The following is a 20,252-nucleotide window of genomic DNA, read 5'->3' on the forward strand; positions in this document are numbered from 1 at the left end:
CTGTGCTATCAATAACTGCTTTTCTTTTTCTTCGGCATCCTTTTTTGCTTTCGCCAGGGAAGCCGTTTCTTCTTTTAGCTTTATCTCTTCCTGCTTTTGCTGTTTTTCGGCTTCCTTTGCCTTCTGTACAGCTTCCGCCTCTTTCTTTTTCTGGATGACCATTGCTTCGGCTTTTTTTGCGTCCATTTCTCTTTTTCTTTCCTGTTCCTGTTCCTTATCGAGCCTGGCAATGGCGGCTTCATCATTATCCTTTGCTATTAATTCTTTCTGGCGCTGCACAAATGCCTTCAGCTCTTTTAAGCTGGAATGATCGTACCACAAAGGCGGGCGGCTGTCATCGTTAATATTATAGGTAGAATCGAAAACTATGCGGAACATGTGGCTGCGCCCTCCTTCATTCACCAATAAAGCAGTATTGGGCGCATTTTCCTTTTCTTTATTAAACTGAAGTGAAATTGATTTTTCTTCCCTGCGCTTGGGAATATAATAATCATACGCACCATCGTCGGAAAAGTTAATATTCAATACCCTGTCGGGGAAATTAATGATCGTGATACTTTCTTTGCCTACCAGTATCCGCTCCCCGTTTATATTTTGCGCATACAAAACGCAGGGAAGTATGGTTATCAATACCCATAGTAATATCAAATATTTTTTTTGCATATAGGCTGCTCTTTAAGAGTCATAAATATTATTGCTGATCGTAAGCGGTATCCCATTTGGCGCCTTCTTCATCTTTTTGCCCGGCCATTTTGATCATAAAATTTTTAGCAGGAAAGTAAGGTTTCAGATGAATGTTGAGATGGATCTTGTCCTTTTGTAAGGCGTCCTGCTCAAAACGCTGTATATTAAAATCCTCTATCAATCTTCCGTTTCCCGAAATGCTGTCAAGGAATTTTACAATCTGCCCCATTAATTCCTTCCGGATATTGGCATTAAAATTTTCAAAGGCCCTGCGGTTTAAAAAATCCATTAAAACCTTTGTGACATAATCAAAAACGCGAACCACCGAATATATCTGTAAACCCAGGTTGGCACCATTGAACAATGTTTTTGCTGAAAAAGCCATTACTTTTCCATACTCGCCAAACATGGGCACAAGGCCCATTCGCTCTAAAACCGACACTTCACTTTTTTTGAGAGAAAATTTTGCGCCCTCAGCACCGTAAATGATCCCAAACCTCTTGCCGGCAGAAACCTGGCTTAAAAGCGCAACGTATATTTTACCTGCAAGCGCCATAGAGGGGGGCAGATAAAGATCATGCTCCTCATTTACGGGGTTATGCCTGCCGCGGCCTATCAGCCAGTTACAGCACATCAACACACTGGAACGATATACATCACCACCGGACAAACCCGCGGCATCAAATACTTCGAGCACATCGTCCACATCATCGAAGTCTTCAAAATCGGTAATAATAATGACCTTGTTTTCGTATGCCGCTTTTGCCCACTTTTCTATTACAGCATTGGAACCGAGATACCCGGGCAAAACCAAAAGGCTGTAATTATTACGAAGATCTATCCTGTCAAAATTTTTCCTTAACTCCTCGCTTATATAATCAAAATACCGGGGCGCATCCAGATCCTTTAACTGCTCGGTGGCACAGTTAATAAATGAAACATTGCGTACCTGGCTATTTTCTGCATTTTCAAAAAACAATGCCAGCCCGCGGTACGAAACTTCAATAGGCTTTATTATGCTGATCACTTTTAAAAGATTGTGCTGCAATACCTGGCTTTGCCCTTCAGCTTCAGATAAACAATAATCCGACATATCATCAGCGCCTTTGTCCGCCTGCAGCGCATCAGCCCAGGCTTCAAGATCTTTTAACAGCGATATTCTTTCATTTTGCTTATCCGCATCGTGTAAAAAGACATCGCGCCTGGCTTTATTTTCTGAGAGCAGGCTCTCGCTTCCTTCTATCACCGATGAGAACCAGGCTGACCCGCCGGAATCATCCAATAAACGGATCAGATCCCTGTAGGAACTAAATCCTTCGATATTATCATGCACATCATATGTAATAACCGTTTCACTCATGTTCGGCTAACCAGCATTAATCATTAGGATTGAACGACCCAATTTCTCCTGAAGAAGAAGAGGACGATGAAGAAGATGTTGTTGATGATGACGAAGAAGAGGATGAGCCGGATCCTGACGATTCAAAGCCTGTCCAGTTTTTTACCAGGGTAGTTTCTGCGCCCCCGTTGTTAATAGTAATTTCACGGCAGGAGATGCGAAAATCTATTTTCATAAATGCATCATTAAAAGCGTCATAAATTTCTTTATAATACACACAAAAAGCATCTTTAAACGCCACCTCCCGCGCCAGTCTTCCGTTCCGGTCAAAAAAATATGCTCCGCCATCGGTTACCTGCCTGTTAGACAGCATCCAGTGAATGATGTCTATATCAGAAGGGGAAGATTCAACGGTGAGGTTAATAAATCCGCCGTCTACTCTTCCATTGGGCTGGCCGAAACTGTCTACCGACTGCAAGAACTCGTAGGTCATATTAATAATCCGCCAGTTGTGGTTTCCTTCTCCGGCAGGGCCTAACTGAAGTGATCCTCTTATTGCCATTAGATTTATTTTGAGTTTTTAAGATCCTGGATCATAGCCAGTACAACAGATAAAAACGCCTTCCGCTGCTCCGGGTTGGAAAGCGCTTCTTTCAACTGTCCGTTACGCTTCAATTGTTGAGCTGCTTTTAAATAGCCTTCGCGGCTTAATGCCAGTTCTTTAAAAAATGAGCTTTGTGCTGTAATACTTTCCATACTGAAATCCTGTATGGATTGAAATACAAAAGTCTCTGTTCGTACTCCACCATTCTTATCTTCCAGCTCCACATTTACTGACGGGTTATAATGCTGAAATATATCGGCCAGAGACTGCAGCCCGTGAATGGCTTCCGGCTTATGGGCTGCAGAGGCAGTGAACCTACCTGCCAGAAGTGTTCTGTTAGCAGGTATATCTACCAGGTTTTCAGAATTATTGGACATTGTACTGTTCATTGTTGCTATTTGTTATTAAATTATTATCATCAAATCAGATGCTAAAGCATCCCTGTCATCAGGTTCCCTGCGCTTCTTCTTCGAATACCTGCACGGGCTGCAGGCTATTTTGAGGGGCGCCTTTTCCCTGGTATTCGTTTTTTTCAAGGTTATAAAAATTAGTATATCCTATACTTTGCATGTAGCCCAGGTAGCCGGTTTCTTTATCAATAGTGTTTAAGATCTCGCCGTAGGTTTTGCCCAGCATCAGATTATGGCTGTTATAAATAAAGTAAAGGCTGTTGGCATCCTGATGCACCGGGTAATTATTCCTGTTCAGGAAACCTTTGATCCGGGCCAGCTCTTTATCAAAATACTGCAGCGACTTTTTCAGTCCCGGCTCTTCTTCTGTGCCTTCATCAAAATCAAATCCATCTTTCAGCTTACCTACCAGATTTTTCAGCGGCGCAAAAGCCGCATCGCCTGTCAACTTGCCCAGCATACTATTGATACCTCCTAAAGGAATATATTCCAGTAGCTTCCCATAGAACTTTTTCTTTGAAGGCATCATCGGCAGCAGCATAGCTGTAACTGCTTCTGCTATTTTCTGCTTACTGTGGCCGCTTGTGGCATTACTTTTTACATCAATATCGTCCTTTTCGGTGGCAGCGGCTATACACGCCTTTGTATTATTTATCATTACATTGGCCTGATCGTACCACAGTTTCTCTTTTGTTCGGGGAGCATCGCCCGCTGATTTTTCTTCCCCTGCCTGTTGTTTCAGCTCCTTTTCCTGCTTCTGGGCAGCTTTTGCCATCTCAACTGCTTTATTTATGTATGGATCGACGGGGAGGTTTTTCATACCAGTACCTGAAGGAGCCAGCACTTTTTCTATACCTGCCTTTTCCATTACTTTCTCAAAAAGCCGGTCAGTTGTTTCGCTTCCTACTGTAAATAACCGGAGTATTGCGGTAAGCTGATCCACCAAAGGACATAAAAAGTTAAACAGCTTTCCCAGGCTGATGCGTGATGTATCAAGGCTGGTACCTTCTCTTACCTTTTTAAGCTCATCAATAAATTTTTCCAGTCGGTCTGCACTTTTGCGGGGAACAGCATCAAACCCTTTCAACATTTCGTCGAACTTTGGCAGATCGGGCGGCTTTACCAGATCGGGGAAAGCATTCAGCACGTTTTTACAGGCTTCCACACATTCGCCTACCAGCCCCTCCGCATCATTTTTACATTGGGCAAGCTTGTTGATATTAGCGTCGTTATCATGGCCCGTTCCAAACCCCTCGATACTTAACAGGCGGCCTAAAGTAGCCACTAACTGTGCCTTTATTTTCCCTGTGAAAACCGAAAGCATGTTGGCATTACTTTCAGCGATCATTTTAAGTAATTGATCATAGGGCTCAAAATATGATATCACATGCTGGGTAAGATCATATGCATTCCCATAGGAATAAATTTTTCCTTTTCCTCTCAGCGCCTCTGTTTCTTTAAATGTATGCCTGTTCTTGTAGAGGGGCGTGCCCACATATATTATTGATTGTACCCACCATTTATTTTTAAAATCCGGTTCTTTAATTAACCCGCTGATACATTCATTCGCTACGTTCCCGCCCTGCCCCAATCCTACAAAATGAAAACAGGCGGTATAATCTTTCCAGGCGCTCACCTTACTCTTAACCTGTGCCAACAGCCTCCTGCCTTCGTTTTCCCGTGCCTTTGCATCCGAAGCATCGAAATCGAAGACCAGTGTTTCATTATCTGTGTTTAACCGATTCGCCAGTTCATTTTTCATCTTTTTAAAATATTCATCCCAGGCGCTGTAATCATTGTAGTAAGTATATGCTTTTTCGGTGTGCTTTTCCTTCTCCTTTTCTTCTTTAAAAAACAGGTCCAGGCCTGGTATGGAAGCCGCCGCATCCTCCACTTTATCAACAGCACCCTGTACGGCGGCCGTTACACCTCCCAGCATACTATCAGCTTCCATTGCTGATGCGGGTTTATACCTCACCAGCACCAGCATCTGCTTTTTGTCGTTTACCTGGAAAGCTTCTTTTGTTTGTTTATCTCCCATACAGGTATTACTTGCTTTTAAATAGCCGGTTTAAAAACGGGAAACCATGTCATTAAAAAACCGCACTTTACAGTCTGCTTTTGTATAACCGGAAATCTCTGCCGTTTCTCCGTTGCTGTTGGTCTTTCCTTCATGTATTTGTCCGTCACTGGTTTGTATTTCATACTTCACATCCTTCAAAGGTTTTTGAGCTTCATCATACAGTGAAAACATGGCGCTGAAGTCTTCTTTTTTAGTTTTATCGGCTTTATCTTCACCATCTTTAGCGGCAGCTTTAAGCGAGTCACTATTCGCTATTTTTTTTGCCTGCACAGCGCCTACTGCTTTAGATGCAGCGCCTCCGCCACTACCGCTGCCACCAGCTGATCCACCACCTCCTGCCTCGCCAATCAGTACGGTAAAACAACCTAAAACAATTGAACCTCCATGAGCGGTCATATCGCCCATGCGTGCTGCCGGCTGGCCGCCGATCAGCACACCGCTGCTACCCATTGCTATAACATCGGGAGGTCCCGCACAGGTACACATAGAGCCCACAGTGGCTGCCGGCTGTCCCTGGATCAATACTGTCGGTACACCTGCAGGCAGTACCGGGCCTCCAACGTGCGGTACCAGTGCGTTCACCATCGGGCACACATGCATATCGCCTACTCTTGCTGCGGGCTGACCCATAATCTGTTTATTTAATCCATAAAAAATCGCCGGCGCTTTGGAAGCTGCTCTTCACCACGCACATTATTCTTTTCCAAACCTGTTGTATTCTTAACTGCTGTTGCTGCTTCTGTATGCTCCCCGCCTGAAGATGGCCTGCTTTCTTCCCCCGCCCGGAAAGATTCTAACACTTCGGTTTTTAAAATCCTTTCTGATACAGGTCTGAAAAACCCTCGCAATGTCCATTTGTCAAAATACAGGGGGTCTTCACTTTCAACAAAAAAACAATCGATCCCCTCGAAGAACTGCTGCCTTTCTTTGTCGGTCCAATGCGGCAGGTTACGTAATAATACCCGTGCATCCCAGATCCTGAAATATCCGCCTGTAATATGCGGCCACTGGTATATATAGTATTGCAGGAATCGGCATATTTCGTCAACAGGCTCCCGTGTCTCAAATACGATACAATGTTGTAAGCTGATGAACCGGTCTCTGCTGAGCTCATAAAAATTATCTGCTGCTTCAAATAAGTAAGGGGCTGCATCCCAGATATTTTCATCGTCTGTACCCGCAAACAACGAGATATAACGCGGGTAATGCTGCATCAGCTTCACCAGCGTATAGGTTTCGTTAAGGGCCGTATCGTAACAGAGATATTTCATCACCCATTAATTGATCATGACAATGCCTCCTTTCACCATTGTTATTGCATCGCCTTTCACACTGGCTTGCATTCCCTTCAGATCTGCCTGCATCCCTTCTGCCGTAAAGGTCGCATCGCCTTTCATATTTACATTTACAGCTTTCGCACTCAGGTCTACACCTGCTTTTTGCTCCAGGTTTTGCCCTGCATCGCATTTTATATTTACGCCTGCCTTAAGATGGATATCCTGCTTTGCATCAAGGCTGATAGAACCTCCGGCTTCAATGCTGATATCGCCTTTTGAATACACCACAAGTTTATTATCGCTAACGGTGAACTCTATACGTCCTACCTTATCCCCATCATTGTAAAACATACTGAACCCTTCTTTTCCCGCGAGCCTGACCGACGTATATTTATCATTGCTGTCTTTGGATTGAATAACCAAATCCAATAAATCATCTTTCTGTTTTAACATGACAGCATTAATAGGGGGCTCTGTGCCTTTATTATCATAAATCTGCATCAACCCTTCATCATCATCTATCTCAAGCCTGCGTCCGCTACGTGTGCCTATCATTTTTATATTGTTGCCGCTTTCAGTAATACCTGGAGTATTTTTTTCTGTGTACAATGCACCATTCACAAAAGGAGTTTCTACATTCCCGCCCCAAAAGCCCACCATCACCTCATCATCTTTCTCGGGAAGGAACCGGAACCCTTTGTCCTTTCCTGCGTGAGGAGCCAGCACGCTTATCCAGGGAGATTTTTCTTCATCAGACATCCATGAGAATTTGACCTTTACCCTGGCCAGCCCTGCGTCATCCTCATTATCGGTAATAACAGCAGGCTGGGCAGTTGCTTTACATATATAAAAGGGATCAGTATATGGCGGGACCTGCACTTCTTCGGGTACGGCTGTAAAATGGTTCATATAATTGGCGCTGTTTAAAGCGGTGTGCTGTACCTGAGTCAATATATAGTTTTTTCCTCCGTCGTCAGGCGTATCTTTTATTTTAATGATCTTGCCCACACTTAGCTTCGTAGTGCGGGTACTGCCGGTTACATAAACCGAAGACGCCATGATGGCCTGCTGTTCCAGTTTAAATTTTTCTTTAACTACATCCTGCGTAAAACCTGAGGACATAAATATATTTCCTAACCCTTCTTCAATCGCACCGGATCCTGACGATTCGGACGCCTTAATGAGATCGTTTCCCGGGACCGGCTCTTTAGAAGTAGCCTCAATTACAGTACTTTTAAAAATATCAGTGCTCACCATTCCCTTTGGCGACCTTACCGCCTGGGCTTTGATGTTTACATTGCTCACTTCCCTTTGCATTAACAGCTCAACAGGATCGCCCTCCGGTTTTTTCCCAAACTGAAGGTTTTCGCCATCATAAAACATCCATTCCCCAAACCGGGTGGCCAGCGAAGCGCAAAAAGCAAAAGCGGTTTGATCGTACTGTACAATGTAATGATGCTCTCCGGTATTTTGAGGGTTTTTTTTGACATTGTTTTTTAATCCGGAATTCCGGAATACATCACTAATAACAGCATCCAGCTTTTTTTTGTAGAACGAACGGTATTCGGGCATTTCATCAATCTTTCTAAAAGCACCGCATCCTTCTATATGAAATTCATAAAAATCATTATCGATCAGCGATGAATGCACTTCCATTATAATACCCTTAAATTGGTGTCCCAAGGTGTCCCCATCTTTAAGGTTGATTTCTGTCTCTTTACCCAGCACCTGTTTTTTAAAGCTGATAATGGCATCCAGCGTTGTAGCTTCAGTGCCTGAGGGCCGCATCAAAAATGAAAACTCATTGACACTTATAAGAGACTCTGTAATCGACAGGCCGGAAAATATAACAGGGCTGTTTTTATTATAACCCTGAATTATAATTTCTATTGTTGAAAATACTGAGCTTTCAGGCATGTAGAGATATTTAAATATTCATTGTGGTTCGACAGGGCGCGGTACCGGGTATAAGTTTTGAATTCAACGCATAAGTTGCCGTCCATTCAACAGTGTAAATTTAGAGTATAATCATTCGGTACCATATCACTATTTTTAGTGATGTACCTTGTTAAGAGTTTCCTCTAATTTTGAAAGAAACTAAATCATGTTATACTTACACACAGTATAAATTTTAAGTATTCAAAACCATGAGCAGCCCGGTAAATACTTCTATTGTTAAATTATCGTTCCTTGCAGAAGCCGTTTTTGCTTCGCTAGAAGATGCGGGCCATCAGCGCAACCACATAAAGGTCTCCAATAAAGGGGGATTTAAAAAAGGTTACAGCAACGATGTGGAAACCATGGTTATAGAAACACTGAATCATAAAACCAGCTTTGAGCTGCTTCTTAACAGGGACGGCATCTACGACCGGCTGCCTGAGGGATTGTTTCATCAAACAAAAGGTAACAGCAGGGTCAATTCGGTACAGGATGCTGTGGAGGAACACAAGCTATTTAAGGAAGAGGAAAAACACGCAAGAAGTTTTTTTGCCCCTCTTGAGCAGACACTTTTTTATTATAAAGCTGACGCTGAATCTGCTGAAAGAACTACATTATATGATATACAGAACGGAAAGCTTAGCGAGGCTTTTTACAGGTTCTGGAATATAAGCCCCGAGCTGCCGCAGGCCCAGGCAAGCAGGATGCTGCAGCTAATGCCTTACGCGGGAATGATCAAGGCCGACCTTACCTCAACATCCTCGGCGTTAGCTTATGTGTTGAGCCGGGAAGTTCAAATAGCAGTTTCTGAAATTTACGAAAGCGATAGCCTGGATACCCCGGTGTTAAGCCAACAAACCCTTGGAGTTGATACAGTAACGGGCGACAAATCGAACATGATGGCTGTTTCGTGGCGATGTACCGTTGCCGGTATTCCCAATAATGAATTGTATAAATACGCTGAAGGCAACGAAATACGGGCGGTGATTGACCGGTTTACAGAATTATTTATGCCGATCGATATTGATATCAACTTTGATTTTGTTCCGTTAATTAACCCTTTGGCAGGAACATACGAAAATATACTGGGGACAGGGGCATACCTGTAATCTCCATTCAAAATGCAACAAAAATGGCTTTAAAATACTTTCTGATTTTCGCCGGGGCCTTTTTAGCTTCTTCTATGGTAATTATGGCTTTCATAAAACCATTAAGCAGCAGTTTTGGCAATTACGGTAAAAAGCCATGGATCTATAATTTTATTGCTTCAATCCTTGCATCGGGCATTGCCTTTGCAACCACCTATATCACTCAAAACCTGTTCTTCACTTTCTGGATATTATCGGCTGTATTTTTATTAGCCGGGGCGATCATTGTGCTGATGATCCATAAAAAATATTTTAAGACAAGGCATGATAACAGGGGCAAGCAATTCTTTGCAGAATTCCTGTATTTTCTTTCTATCATGCTGTTATGCGTTGCTATATTCTCATCGCTTCAATACTTTATTAAGGATCAAAACTTCATGCACTTCCCTATGTTATTATGCCTGCTGTTCCTTTTGATACCTTTTTTACTGCTACATACTTTCGATGCGGCTATTTCCATACCCCAGCCTTTATACAATTATTGGCAGTATCCGCTGAATAACCCCATTGAGCTGCCTGATGAAGATGAACGAGAACGGCTCTATGTGATTGGCTTCGAGATACCTAAAAAAGCAAACGACAGGGACAGGACTTATTTTACGCTCAAAGCTCCCGAGAATATGAAACTGGGCGACCTGTTTTATCATTTTATAAATGATTATAATGAAGTGCAAAGCGAAACACCCATCCAGTATATTAATGATGGAGCAGCATGTGAATGGGTCTTCAGAACCAAGCCCAAATGGTACAGCTTTTCAAAATTACTGGCTCCCGACCTTACGATAAGGTACAATAAAATAAAGGAGCATACGGTAATTATCTGTGAAAGGATCACTTAATATAATAAGAAAACCCGAAACCGATCATGAAAAAAACATATCCTCATATTAACTGGACCGATGGGATGAAGCTCAATAAAGATATTTTTATTGCCCAGGATCATGCGCATACTACGGCTCTTTATACGCTCATGGCTACAACGCTTTCCCCGGTGAGATTTGGGATCGTACCCGGAGATAATAATTTTAATGTTCAGCTGTCTGCAGATAACCAAGGTATTCTGAGAGTAAATATCATCTCATGCCAGGCAATATCTGTTGGCGGAGCATTCATCAATATCCAGGCAACGGAGCATAATGCCCATTCCGATGGTAACCCGGCCCTGTCCATTACGCTGCCGGCTTCGGCTAACGAGGTTCATTGGGTGGTGCTGACTTTTCAACCTTACGAAGCCATCCCGTTCGGCGATATCAACCCTTCGGAAAACCCGCCCCGTTTTCCTTATGTGAAACCTGCTCACATGGTGCAGCTGATCCCTCATCATGAATTTAGCCAGTTTATACAAAATCCGTTTGCCCTGGTTATTGGTAAATTGGTACCGGCAAGCGGCAGCTTAAAAGTAGATACCGATTATCTCCCTCCCTTCCTGTCGGTAAATGCTTCACAAGACCTGCTGGGCCTGCATGCTGAACTGGATCGTTTTTTAGCTGATCTCGAACAGGCCTGCTCACAAATTGTACAAAAAATATATAAAAAAAGCCAGCAGAATGAACTGGCTGAGCTGGCACAATTTTGCTGCGACAGGCTGATGCTGCACCTGGGAAAAGTTTTAACAGATTTCAGGTGGCTTTATATTTACGAACCACCAATAAAAATGATCAGCGCTATTGCAGGATTAGCAAGGGTTTTAAAAAACAGCATTGATCTGCGCATAGGATCGGGAAAAGAAGAGCTGATGAACTACCTGAGCGAATGGAGCGAGCTGAACCAGGGAGAACTGGAATCCCTGCTGAACAATATGGCAGCATTGCGTTACAATCATAATGACATCAATGAGAATATTTCCGATATTATTCAATTTGCTAAGGTTACCGGCAAACTGTTTAATACCCTCAGCAACCTGGAGTTTATTGGTAAAAGAAAAGAATCGGGGATTTTTGTTAAAGAAGGATATATCAATGATACCGGGGATGCAAATGCGCCCAAACCCAAGCGGAGATTTTTCGGGTAACAGGCAGTTGAGAGCAATGCAAAGACTTCTATAAACTAAATTATTGCAATTAATATGAAATAAAGCATAAGAAAATATTCATTTTCATACCCGAAAACAATGAATATTTTCTTATACGAAATTCCATCTGGCAATTAAAAAAACAAAAATATACAGATGAAACCCTTAAACATACAGGAAAGACAGAAGGCATTTCAGCGGTTCCTGCTATTTTTTATTTTAACAGTAGCTGTTATTATAACTGCCATTATTTTTGGCGTAAAAATACCATATGCCGAAAACGAAAAATTGCAGCAACAATTGAGTATTGTAGATAAGGAAAACCGTTTCAGGGAGGATTTTTCCAGGGCAATGGCCGAAGCTCAGTCCTTACTGGATACAGTAAATATGGATCCTCAAAAATCGGGTTTGCTCGATGGCAGGATCACCCAAAAGGTACAGGAAATGGATGCGCTGCTGGCTAAAAACGATGTAACGTCTAAAGGCTTATATAACCAGGTAATAAGGGCGCTGAACAATGCACAGTCTGATAAAAGAGGATTAAGAGCGGCGGGTAATAAAGATTCGGTGGTAGCTATGTATAATGCCCAGATACTTGAGTTAAAGAACTCGCTGGCCAAATGGCAGGAATCGTACAATCAATTGCAAACACAAAACCTTATCCTCCGGCAAAAATAAAACCGTATGTACTTTTCGATTTCAAAAAGATGGGGAGGTATTGACTTCAAAGTGTGGCTTTGCTTCATCAGCCTGGCGCTTATATCCATTGGCTTATTAGCTTATAAGGCTATAACTTATACACCCTGCGCCGATTTTAAAATAACCGTAAGCGGTAAACTTAACCATACTGAAGCCCATACTGCTTATACATTTTATGTAAATGAGCAGCTCACCTTCTCCACCACACTCAAAGGCAACAGCAATAATATTATATGGGACTTGGACGATGGATCTGGTAGGAAGGCCGGTAACACAGTAACACAGGTTTATACCAGGGAAGGTTACTATCTTGTAAAAGCCTTTTTAAATGGGCAATGTCTTCAATCTGTCAACATTCGCATTACCCAAAGCAATTTGGCCATGACCACAGACGCCCCGGCTATCAGCCCTATCGTTTCTGCCGATATCATTGCTGCGGGCGATGAGGCGATATTCAATACCAGCGCCGTTGGGGCCAATTATGAATGGAGCATTGAAGAAATGCCGGAGCAATCTTCCCAGGCAACGAATTCTGCGAAATTCATATTTACAAAAACAGGGAATTTCACTATTGTACTAAAGGTTGATAACAACAAAATATATAAAAAAATAATACAGGTTATTGATGCGGCGGCATCGCTGGCACAGGCACCGGCTTTACCGTCCGTTACGCCCGTTGATGTACCTCCCGTGCCACAGGATCCGCTCCCACTCCCTGAGAAAAAGCCGCTGGAAGATCCGAAGGATAATGAGCCTGTTGAAGCCGAAACGCCAAAAACTTCGAAAAACTGGGAGCAGCTACCCGAACCGGCTATACAAACAATGCTACAAGGTGTAATTGACGGAAAAAAGAATATGGAAGACTTCAATAATATTTTGTGCAATGGCGCCGGCACCAAGGTAATGGCCAATAACCAGCCTACTACCTTTGCCGCTTTGTGCAACGAATTGCAGCAAAAAAAGAATATCATCGTTATTAAGAAAAAAAGAAAAATAGAATCATTCCAGGCAGTACGCGATGAAACAAATGGCAACTGTGTTAAAATTATCTATATAAAGTATAAATAAATGGCCCTGCCGGAGTATCTTAAATTACCGATCCGATTCGGAGAGTTTTTTGAAAAGAAAAAGCTGCCGCGATGTAGTTTACTGGCATCAATTTACCGGAATCTGCACCTGCTCATCACTACTGTTCCGGGAGAGCATAAAACGGATGAGCAGTACGGATCAGGATTCTGGGACAGGGATTACGATATCCATTTACATAATGATGTAAGAAAAGAGCTCATCATCAGCAGCCTTAAAGAGCAGATTAACCGATACGAGACAAGAATAACAGAAGTAGTGCTGGATGTTAATGTACGCCTGTCGAATGCTGTTATTAACAATATCGAGGTGCAAAAGAAAAAGATAGAGATTATTGTAAAGGGAAAAATAAAGCGTAACATGGAGCCGTTTACTTTTCAGACCGGCTTTTTTATCAGCCCTTATACGCTGGATTAAAGCAGATGACTTAGGACAGATGACGGATGACGGAAGGAAGATGTTTCAATGAATATTGAATATTGATTGTTGAATATTTTTTAAACCTGAAACCAGCAATGGACAGATGACAGTTGACAGATGACAGTTGGCAGATAGGATATATTATATTTTAGTACTTAGACAATAGACTAAACCATAGTTACAAATGACGCTTAACAGAGAATAGTAACACAAAGCTGTAACTATGAGCAAAAAGCTAAAGGTAAATGCTGGTTTCTTCTTCGGACTTCAGACTTCGGACCTCGGACTTTTCCGACTTCCGGACCATCTTAAGACAGTTGACTGGTAACAGATGACAGCGGTTAGATTTTAGTACTTAGTTAAGGTTTAAAAATTGTTGAGGATGGCTGAAGAAGGTTTAATAGTGGCATAGAGATTCTATACTCCTGGCTGTTGTGTTCCCGAGCCTGATGATTGATGCCTGTAACAGAAACTTGAAACTTTGAACCTGAAACCAGTAACCCGCATCCAGCATCAAGTAACCAGTAGCATGAACCACGAATCATAAGTACAAAAATTTCACTTGACACTCAAACGCACTTTATATGGAAGTACAAAGCAGGGAACAAATCAGGGACAGGATGATAAGGCTGGCCGCGCAACACTGGAACCTGGAAGAAAATGAAATAGAAGCCAATTTCGACCCGCTACTGGTGCTTCTTTTTGATGCAGTGGCAGGGGAAATGGAGTCTTTAGGCTATCGTATAAAGGATATACAAAACAATTTACTGAACGAGCTGGCCGCATTGATGCTACCCCATTCGCTGTTAAGAGCAAAACCTGCAAGCTGTATCCTCACCGCAAAGCCAGCCGGAGAACACTGTTTGCTGAAAAGCGCTGTTAACTTTAGCACAACGGCTAGAACTTCCAAGGCTGATGAAGCAATAAAAGAAGCCGAGCTTAATTTTACACCCATCGGCGAAACCCAACTGGTCAAAGGCAGCCTGGGGTATATACGCATTGGCGATAAGGTTTTCAAATGCCACGATGATGGGAAGAAATCTCTGGTTTACGGAGATGCTGAAGGGGGAATGATTACCCAGGTTCACTTTACAATTGCCGATAGATCTCCTGTAACTTCCCTGGCCGGTATGCAGCTGTTTTTTGATCTGAAGGGCCATTCCGAAGCTAAAAAATTTTATTTTTCACTATTGGAGGCCTCGCTCAGTGTAAATGGAAATCCTGTTATGCTGCATAAAGGCTATTACAGGAGCGATCAGTATGAAACTTCATTAAGGGATGCTTTTACCCATGATACAGATTATTCCCGGAAAGTTCAGAAAGAGATTGCGGCGATCTACTTCAACCAGTTTTTTACCATAGATGAAAATGCTGATGCGATTAGCACACAATCCGGCGCTCACCCTTTGTTGCATAACCTGCCCGATAAATTAGTCCAGGAGATAAATCTCCTTAATCCTGTTTATTGCACACTTACATTGCGTATTCCGTTTAAAGCTGATATCCTCGAACGTTTGCAGATAGCAATCAACGCCTTCCCTGCCATCAACCGTAAACCCGAAAAGATATTTCACCAAACAGAAAAGTGGGTGAATATTATTCCTTTGCAGGTACAGGGTAGCTATCTTGATATTCAATCAATAGAAGGATTGAGCGGCGTAAAATACAGGCTGCTGGAAGCGGATTCTGACAGTAACATTGAAGAAGGGCAGGCCATTATACGGTCAGCAAGGGTAAGCAAAAGCAGCAGCAATGACATACGCCATGCACTGAAAAGCCTGCTGGAAGCTATAAGAGACGAAAGCGCTTATTTCAGCAGAACCAGCAACGACTTTATAAGCGCACGCCTCAACGAGATATCTAAAATGCTTACCCGGCTGGAAGACCAGGTGCAACAATCGAAAGACGAGAAACCAACGTTCAGATATGTTCTGTTAAAATCAAAAAACCAGGGCGAAACGGTTCAGGTCTCTTACTGGACGACCTCTCCGGCTGAAGCAGGTTTTGTTAAGGCCCATTCAGGCTTCAGGGCCGTACAGCACAGCCTTACCCAAATCAATAGTTGCTTTTCTGTTACACCTGCCATTGGCGGTATGGAAATGCTGAGCGACTATGCACAAAAACAAATGCTGGTAAGGCAGCTGTCAGCCAAAGGGAAAATTATAAGCGCAGAAGATATAAGGCTGCTTTGTTATGAGCTCTTCGGGCCCAGGTTAAGAAAAGTGGAAGTGAAAAAAAATATGAAAGTTTTACCGGGCAGAAATGCAGGTATTTCGCGTTTTATTGATATTCAATTATACATAGCAAAAGACACCTTAGGAGAGGATGAAATGGTTTATCTCGAAAAACAGCTGAGATACCAGTTGAATACGCAGGCCTCTTTTATGTATCCTTTTGAAATAGCTATTGTCCACAAGGATAAATAACCCGTTTTCTTTCACTTCCTGCGGGGAGCTGTTTTTCTATAAATCCACTTATCTCTGGGGTATGATTACGGTACTTAAAGCGGTAATAATTCAGTTGCTGGTTATCATCGAACTTCTGTCACTGGACCATTTCTTTTACTTTATTCTTTTGTTCCCTTTCATCTTTTCCATTCTCTTGAATTGGGCTAAACACAGGGTAGCCGGCTGCTGCAAAGTAAAACTCAATATTTCTATCGGCTCTACGCTAATTCAAGGGCAACACATTTTTTCTCTGGTTGGTTTTTAGCTTTTCCGGGATGGTAGCCAGTATTTCTTTTTTTAATGCATCGATAAGTCTTCTTTTAATAAAATTCCCGTGCAGTACCAGGCTTACCTCTCTTACGGGTGCGGGGCTCTTAAAATGTCTGACAGCCCTGAGTTCACTTTTGTGCATTTGTAAGGTTACCAGCTCCGGAATAATGGTAATACCATCGTTTACATCTACCATACGTTTTAACGTTTCAATGCTTCCTGCTTCATATTCAAAATTGCTGAACTCTTTGCTTTGTTTCTGTAACTCACATAAAGAAAGAATCTGCGATCGGAAACAATGACTTTCTTCCAGTAACCACAGTTTGCTAACATCAATATCTTTTTGCAGCAGGTATTGTTTTTGATACAGGCGATGATTTTTGGAGGCATATACCATCAGCTCTTCATAAAATAGCACCTGCTCAGTAATGCTCTTTTCATTAACAGGGGTTACAAGAATACCGGCGTCAATCGTCCCTTCTTTTAGCATATAGATAATGATATCAGTAGTTTGTTCCTGTACCAGTAGTTTTACGTCGGGATACCGTTTGGTAAAAGAAGGTATAAATAAGGGCAGGAGGTAAGGAGCCAGTGTGGGAATGATACCTATCCTCAATATTCCTTTCATCTTTCCCTTTTGCGATTCTACCAGGGACGACAGCTCGTGGGCAGCATTTATTACATTTCGGGCATATTCAATAATTTCGGTACCGGCCGGAGTAGTGGTTATAGGCTGCCTGCGCCGGTCGAAGATCTTTATTTCAAATTCTTCTTCCAGTTTTTGGATCTGCATGCTTAAAGTAGGTTGTGTTACGAAGCAGGCTTCAGCTGCTTTTAAAAAGTTCCGGTGCTGATGCACGGCCAGTAAATATTCCAGTTGTTGCAGGGTCATGTTTGTATAAATATTTTCTATAATTATATCAAAAGTATAAATATTACCTATAAAATCCGCAATATCTGATGAATAACTTTACTCATTGGTGAGGGTATGGATGAGGGTAGTTTCTTACCCGCTACGCAATACATCAGCTGATGTTTCAGCAACCAAAATGCTTTCAAAATGGTGTGCCCGGATAACCACCTCTTAAAGGAAATGCTTCATCTTTAGTAAAAAACAGGAGCTCCTTTTTTTCGCAGCCGTTAAAATTTGTAGTTTTGATAAATAATATGGCAAGAGAAATATTCGAAACAAAAAGGAAAGCATTAAAGATTAATTTAGACCCGCCAGTGTATGGGACTTTTGCAGAGATTGGCGCAGGCCAGGAAGTCGCAAGAAATTTTTTCACAGCAGGCGCCGCTTCCGGAACAGTAGCCAAAACCATGTCGGCCTACGACATGTCTTTCAGCAATGCCATTTATGGTATAGAAGCAAGTGGCCGCTATGTTAGCCGCGCCCGGGTGAAGCAGATGCTGTCCCACGAATATGATCTGCTAACAGAAAGACTTTACGGGGAAAAGTACAGGGATAAAACTTTTTTTGCCTTTGCCGATACGGTAACCACCTTAAATTTTAACAAAACCAATGAACCACATGGGTGGCTGGGCCTTCGGTTCCAGGTTACGCCCGGCGGCGATTATAACGATGTTATTTTTCATGTAAGGTTACTGGATAGTGATACAGGCGTTCAGCAAAATGTATTGGGCATACTCGGTGTAAACCTTGTGTATGGTGCGTTTTATTATAACCACGATGTGCAGCTAATGGTAGAATCGTTGGTAGATAATCTTTCGGTAGGATCTGTAGAAATAGATATGATCAGTCTTCGCGGCCCCGTGTTCAGAGATACCAACGACAGGCTGGTGAATCTTTACCTGATCGAGAAAGGCTTTTCCAGCGCTGCTATTTTTAACCCGCATGGTAATGTGATACTCCCTAAAGATCTGCTGTACAAAAAGGATATTATGATTTTACGTACCAAGTACCTTCAAAAATCGATTCCCAACTTCGATCTCTTCAATAAAGCAGTAGAACAGTTCAGGCTGTCGCAACATGTAAGAAAAGATAACCTGGTGGTATTAATAGAAGTATTAATGAGCAACCTGCTTGAAGAAGATACTGCTGAAAAGAATGATCTTGCAATTTTTGCCAATAGGGCCGAAGAGCTGTGCGCTACCGGTAATAATGTAATTGTATCCAATTTTAAACGAAATAATAAGCTGGCGCAATACCTGGCACGCTGCAAGCCACGCAATGTGGGTATTTCAACCAACATTTCCAATTTGCGCAATATTTTCAATGCAAAAAACTATAGCGAAAATTATACGCAGGAGCTGTTAACCTATGTCAGCGACCTTTTCAGCAAAAATGTAAAGTTGTATGCTTATCCTTATCTGAACAAGAAAACAAACGAAGTCATTACTTTGCAGAATATGCCTGTATCGCCTGAAGTAAAGCCATTATTCGATTTCCTTGTCATTAACAATTACATCGAGAATATTGAGGACTATGATGTAAAAGACGTAAAAACAGTTTAGTACCTGTTAAAAATTTATTCATTGAATGTTTTTGGGGGTATGCTTCGGGGCTGCTAATTCGTTGAATTTTTCTCCCGGAGGCCGGCTATAAGTGCAAATTCGCCTTGTTTCGTTTAAAAAATAATACAGAATAAATCTCAACGGTAAATTTTTTCCAGAATGATAATTATTTTAGTATTTTTACACTAAAATGATTAGCCATGTCGGTAGCCAATAAAAATTTAAAGTATTTAAGAAAGCTTCGGGGATGGACGCAGGATGAATTTTCCACGAAGCTGAACATCAAGCGGTCTCTTTTAGGCGCTTATGAGGAAGAGCGCGCAGAGCCCCGTATTGATGTGCTGGAAACGGTATGCGATATGTTCAGGCTTACATTGGATGAATTGCTGCGAAAAGACCTCAGCGTAGCGTCCGGTTCTGGTAACTATCTTGCTAAAAGACGTGCCCTGAAGCTGGCGACTGTAGTGACCCAGATTCCATTTGTTCCGGTAAAGGCTGCAGCCGGTTACCTGGCAGGTTATGCTGATCATGAATTTGTGGATGAACTGAATACGTTTACCTTGCCTATGCTGAATGGCGGTAATTACCGCGCTTTCGAAATTTCGGGAGATTCTATGCTTCCCACACCAAGCGGCTCTATCATTGTTGGTGAAAAAGTAGAAGCACTGGACAACGTTAAGAACAATACAGCCTGTATCCTGGTGTCTAGAAACGATGGTATTGTATACAAACGTGTACAAAAAAATGGCAAGTCGAGGAACAAGCTGCTACTCGTAAGCGATAACCCGGCTTTCCAGCCTTATTCAATCAATGCTGATGAAGTGCTGGAAATGTGGGAAGCGCAATACGTTATCTCAAAAACCAATACCTCCCAAAACTGGAATGTAGGGCAATTGGTGAATATTGTTGCCAATTTGCAACAGCAGGTAGACGGAATGAAAAAGAAAATCAATTAACCTGCACCTTATGAAAAAGGTATAATATTTTCGACTTAAAGCTGTATAGACCCGGGCTCCCGTCCCTGGTATTACCTGTACGCTTGGGCAGAAACCGGTGAATGCCAGGCCGGTCATAAAGGTGGCCGGCAGTAAAAATGTTAGATAACTTCTTAAATACTACTTCAATATTAATTTTTTTACCATATATTTATGGCATCAATTTTTTAAATAATTGACTGTTTGAGCTAATTGCTTATATATACGGGCCGCTTTATAGCGGCTCTTTTATATTTATAGATGCGCCTGCATCATGACCATGCATACCTTCTTGTCTACATTTGTAATGTAGAATTTTACAGGCTATTTTTAGCGAAGCATGGCGAATCTTGCAGCCAAAAAGAGCCATAAGGAAACTATTTAAAC

The 20,252-nt window shown here is 42.2% G+C and carries 18 protein-coding genes; 9 read left to right on the plus strand and 9 right to left on the minus strand.

Annotated elements, in window-relative coordinates:
• From ACYVBM_RS14560 to ACYVBM_RS14595, 8 genes are all read right to left on the minus strand, one after another.
• Nucleotides 1–663 (minus strand): hypothetical protein (locus ACYVBM_RS14560; RefSeq protein ID WP_460686411.1); only part of this gene is annotated, 663 nt, incomplete at its 3' end.
• A gap of 28 nt (nt 664–691) precedes the next feature.
• Nucleotides 692–2,044, minus strand: coding sequence for a type VI secretion system contractile sheath protein TssC (locus ACYVBM_RS14565; protein ID WP_460686412.1), 1,353 nt, complete (start codon nt 2,042–2,044; stop codon nt 692–694).
• Nucleotides 2,045–2,060: 16 nt separating this feature from the next.
• Complete coding sequence (tssD, locus tag ACYVBM_RS14570) at nt 2,061–2,585, minus strand: type VI secretion system tube protein TssD (RefSeq protein ID WP_460686413.1); 525 nt, start codon at nt 2,583–2,585, stop codon at nt 2,061–2,063.
• A gap of 5 nt (nt 2,586–2,590) precedes the next feature.
• A complete protein-coding gene (locus ACYVBM_RS14575; protein ID WP_460686414.1) occupies nt 2,591–3,016 on the minus strand; it encodes a type VI secretion system contractile sheath small subunit in 426 nt (141 codons plus the stop codon).
• A 58-nt stretch (nt 3,017–3,074) separates the two neighbouring features.
• Nucleotides 3,075–5,078: a hypothetical protein gene (locus ACYVBM_RS14580; protein ID WP_460686415.1), complete on the minus strand. Its 2,004-nt coding sequence runs from the start codon at nt 5,076–5,078 to the stop codon at nt 3,075–3,077.
• 30 nt (nt 5,079–5,108) lie between these two features.
• The gene (locus tag ACYVBM_RS14585) at nt 5,109–5,750 is read right to left on the minus strand and encodes a PAAR domain-containing protein (protein WP_460686416.1); all 642 of its coding nucleotides are present in this window, start codon (nt 5,748–5,750) and stop codon (nt 5,109–5,111) included.
• A gap of 11 nt (nt 5,751–5,761) precedes the next feature.
• Complete coding sequence (locus ACYVBM_RS14590) at nt 5,762–6,391, minus strand: DUF4123 domain-containing protein (protein ID WP_460686417.1); 630 nt, start codon at nt 6,389–6,391, stop codon at nt 5,762–5,764.
• A 6-nt stretch (nt 6,392–6,397) separates the two neighbouring features.
• Entirely contained in the window at nt 6,398–8,314 is a 1,917-nt protein-coding gene (locus tag ACYVBM_RS14595) for a phage baseplate assembly protein V (RefSeq protein WP_460686418.1), read from the minus strand.
• A gap of 230 nt (nt 8,315–8,544) precedes the next feature.
• Between ACYVBM_RS14595 and ACYVBM_RS14600 the strand changes: the two genes are divergently transcribed.
• From ACYVBM_RS14600 to ACYVBM_RS14630, 7 genes are all read left to right on the plus strand, one after another.
• A complete protein-coding gene (locus ACYVBM_RS14600) occupies nt 8,545–9,444 on the plus strand; it encodes a hypothetical protein (RefSeq protein ID WP_460686419.1) in 900 nt (299 codons plus the stop codon).
• A 23-nt stretch (nt 9,445–9,467) separates the two neighbouring features.
• Nucleotides 9,468–10,322 (plus strand): TssN family type VI secretion system protein, encoded by an 855-nt coding sequence (locus ACYVBM_RS14605; RefSeq protein WP_460686420.1) that lies wholly within the window; start codon nt 9,468–9,470, stop codon nt 10,320–10,322.
• A 26-nt stretch (nt 10,323–10,348) separates the two neighbouring features.
• Nucleotides 10,349–11,494, plus strand: coding sequence for a hypothetical protein (locus ACYVBM_RS14610; protein ID WP_460686421.1), 1,146 nt, complete (start codon nt 10,349–10,351; stop codon nt 11,492–11,494).
• Nucleotides 11,495–11,650: 156 nt separating this feature from the next.
• A complete protein-coding gene (tssO, locus tag ACYVBM_RS14615; protein WP_460686422.1) occupies nt 11,651–12,172 on the plus strand; it encodes a type VI secretion system TssO in 522 nt (173 codons plus the stop codon).
• A 6-nt stretch (nt 12,173–12,178) separates the two neighbouring features.
• Nucleotides 12,179–13,261, plus strand: a complete 1,083-nt coding sequence (locus ACYVBM_RS14620; protein ID WP_460686423.1) for a PKD domain-containing protein — start codon at nt 12,179–12,181, stop codon at nt 13,259–13,261.
• Nucleotides 13,262–13,696: a GPW/gp25 family protein gene (locus tag ACYVBM_RS14625; RefSeq protein WP_460686424.1), complete on the plus strand. Its 435-nt coding sequence runs from the start codon at nt 13,262–13,264 to the stop codon at nt 13,694–13,696.
• 587 nt (nt 13,697–14,283) lie between these two features.
• Complete coding sequence (locus ACYVBM_RS14630) at nt 14,284–16,125, plus strand: hypothetical protein (protein ID WP_460686425.1); 1,842 nt, start codon at nt 14,284–14,286, stop codon at nt 16,123–16,125.
• Nucleotides 16,126–16,369: 244 nt separating this feature from the next.
• Here ACYVBM_RS14630 and ACYVBM_RS14635 read toward each other — a convergent pair whose 3' ends face one another.
• Nucleotides 16,370–17,308: a LysR substrate-binding domain-containing protein gene (locus ACYVBM_RS14635; protein ID WP_460686426.1), complete on the minus strand. Its 939-nt coding sequence runs from the start codon at nt 17,306–17,308 to the stop codon at nt 16,370–16,372.
• Nucleotides 17,309–17,583: 275 nt separating this feature from the next.
• Here ACYVBM_RS14635 and ACYVBM_RS14640 point away from each other — a divergent pair, with 275 nt between their 5' ends.
• Together ACYVBM_RS14640 and ACYVBM_RS14645 are read left to right on the plus strand one after the other, a co-directional pair.
• A complete protein-coding gene (locus tag ACYVBM_RS14640) occupies nt 17,584–18,891 on the plus strand; it encodes a hypothetical protein (protein ID WP_460686427.1) in 1,308 nt (435 codons plus the stop codon).
• A gap of 200 nt (nt 18,892–19,091) precedes the next feature.
• A complete protein-coding gene (locus tag ACYVBM_RS14645; protein ID WP_460686428.1) occupies nt 19,092–19,847 on the plus strand; it encodes an XRE family transcriptional regulator in 756 nt (251 codons plus the stop codon).
• Nucleotides 19,848–20,252 lie beyond the last annotated feature (405 nt).

It is taken from the genome of Niabella aquatica (assembly GCF_054779315.1).

What these genes read in the sequence shown, in the direction of transcription:
- ACYVBM_RS14565 (WP_460686412.1), bottom strand. Translation starts at nt 2,044, where the DNA reads ATGAGTGAAACGGTTATTACATATGATGTGCATGATAATATCGAAGGA.
- tssD (WP_460686413.1), bottom strand. Translation starts at nt 2,585, where the DNA reads ATGGCAATAAGAGGATCACTTCAGTTAGGCCCTGCCGGAGAAGGAAAC.
- ACYVBM_RS14575 (WP_460686414.1), bottom strand. Translation starts at nt 3,016, where the DNA reads ATGAACAGTACAATGTCCAATAATTCTGAAAACCTGGTAGATATACCT.
- ACYVBM_RS14580 (WP_460686415.1), bottom strand. Translation starts at nt 5,078, where the DNA reads ATGGGAGATAAACAAACAAAAGAAGCTTTCCAGGTAAACGACAAAAAG.
- ACYVBM_RS14585 (WP_460686416.1), bottom strand. Translation starts at nt 5,750, where the DNA reads ATGGGTCAGCCCGCAGCAAGAGTAGGCGATATGCATGTGTGCCCGATG.
- ACYVBM_RS14590 (WP_460686417.1), bottom strand. Translation starts at nt 6,391, where the DNA reads ATGAAATATCTCTGTTACGATACGGCCCTTAACGAAACCTATACGCTG.
- ACYVBM_RS14595 (WP_460686418.1), bottom strand. Translation starts at nt 8,314, where the DNA reads ATGCCTGAAAGCTCAGTATTTTCAACAATAGAAATTATAATTCAGGGT.
- ACYVBM_RS14600 (WP_460686419.1), top strand. Translation starts at nt 8,545, where the DNA reads ATGAGCAGCCCGGTAAATACTTCTATTGTTAAATTATCGTTCCTTGCA.
- ACYVBM_RS14605 (WP_460686420.1), top strand. Translation starts at nt 9,468, where the DNA reads ATGGCTTTAAAATACTTTCTGATTTTCGCCGGGGCCTTTTTAGCTTCT.
- ACYVBM_RS14610 (WP_460686421.1), top strand. Translation starts at nt 10,349, where the DNA reads ATGAAAAAAACATATCCTCATATTAACTGGACCGATGGGATGAAGCTC.
- tssO (WP_460686422.1), top strand. Translation starts at nt 11,651, where the DNA reads ATGAAACCCTTAAACATACAGGAAAGACAGAAGGCATTTCAGCGGTTC.
- ACYVBM_RS14620 (WP_460686423.1), top strand. Translation starts at nt 12,179, where the DNA reads ATGTACTTTTCGATTTCAAAAAGATGGGGAGGTATTGACTTCAAAGTG.
- ACYVBM_RS14625 (WP_460686424.1), top strand. Translation starts at nt 13,262, where the DNA reads ATGGCCCTGCCGGAGTATCTTAAATTACCGATCCGATTCGGAGAGTTT.
- ACYVBM_RS14630 (WP_460686425.1), top strand. Translation starts at nt 14,284, where the DNA reads ATGGAAGTACAAAGCAGGGAACAAATCAGGGACAGGATGATAAGGCTG.
- ACYVBM_RS14635 (WP_460686426.1), bottom strand. Translation starts at nt 17,308, where the DNA reads ATGACCCTGCAACAACTGGAATATTTACTGGCCGTGCATCAGCACCGG.
- ACYVBM_RS14640 (WP_460686427.1), top strand. Translation starts at nt 17,584, where the DNA reads ATGGCAAGAGAAATATTCGAAACAAAAAGGAAAGCATTAAAGATTAAT.
- ACYVBM_RS14645 (WP_460686428.1), top strand. Translation starts at nt 19,092, where the DNA reads ATGTCGGTAGCCAATAAAAATTTAAAGTATTTAAGAAAGCTTCGGGGA.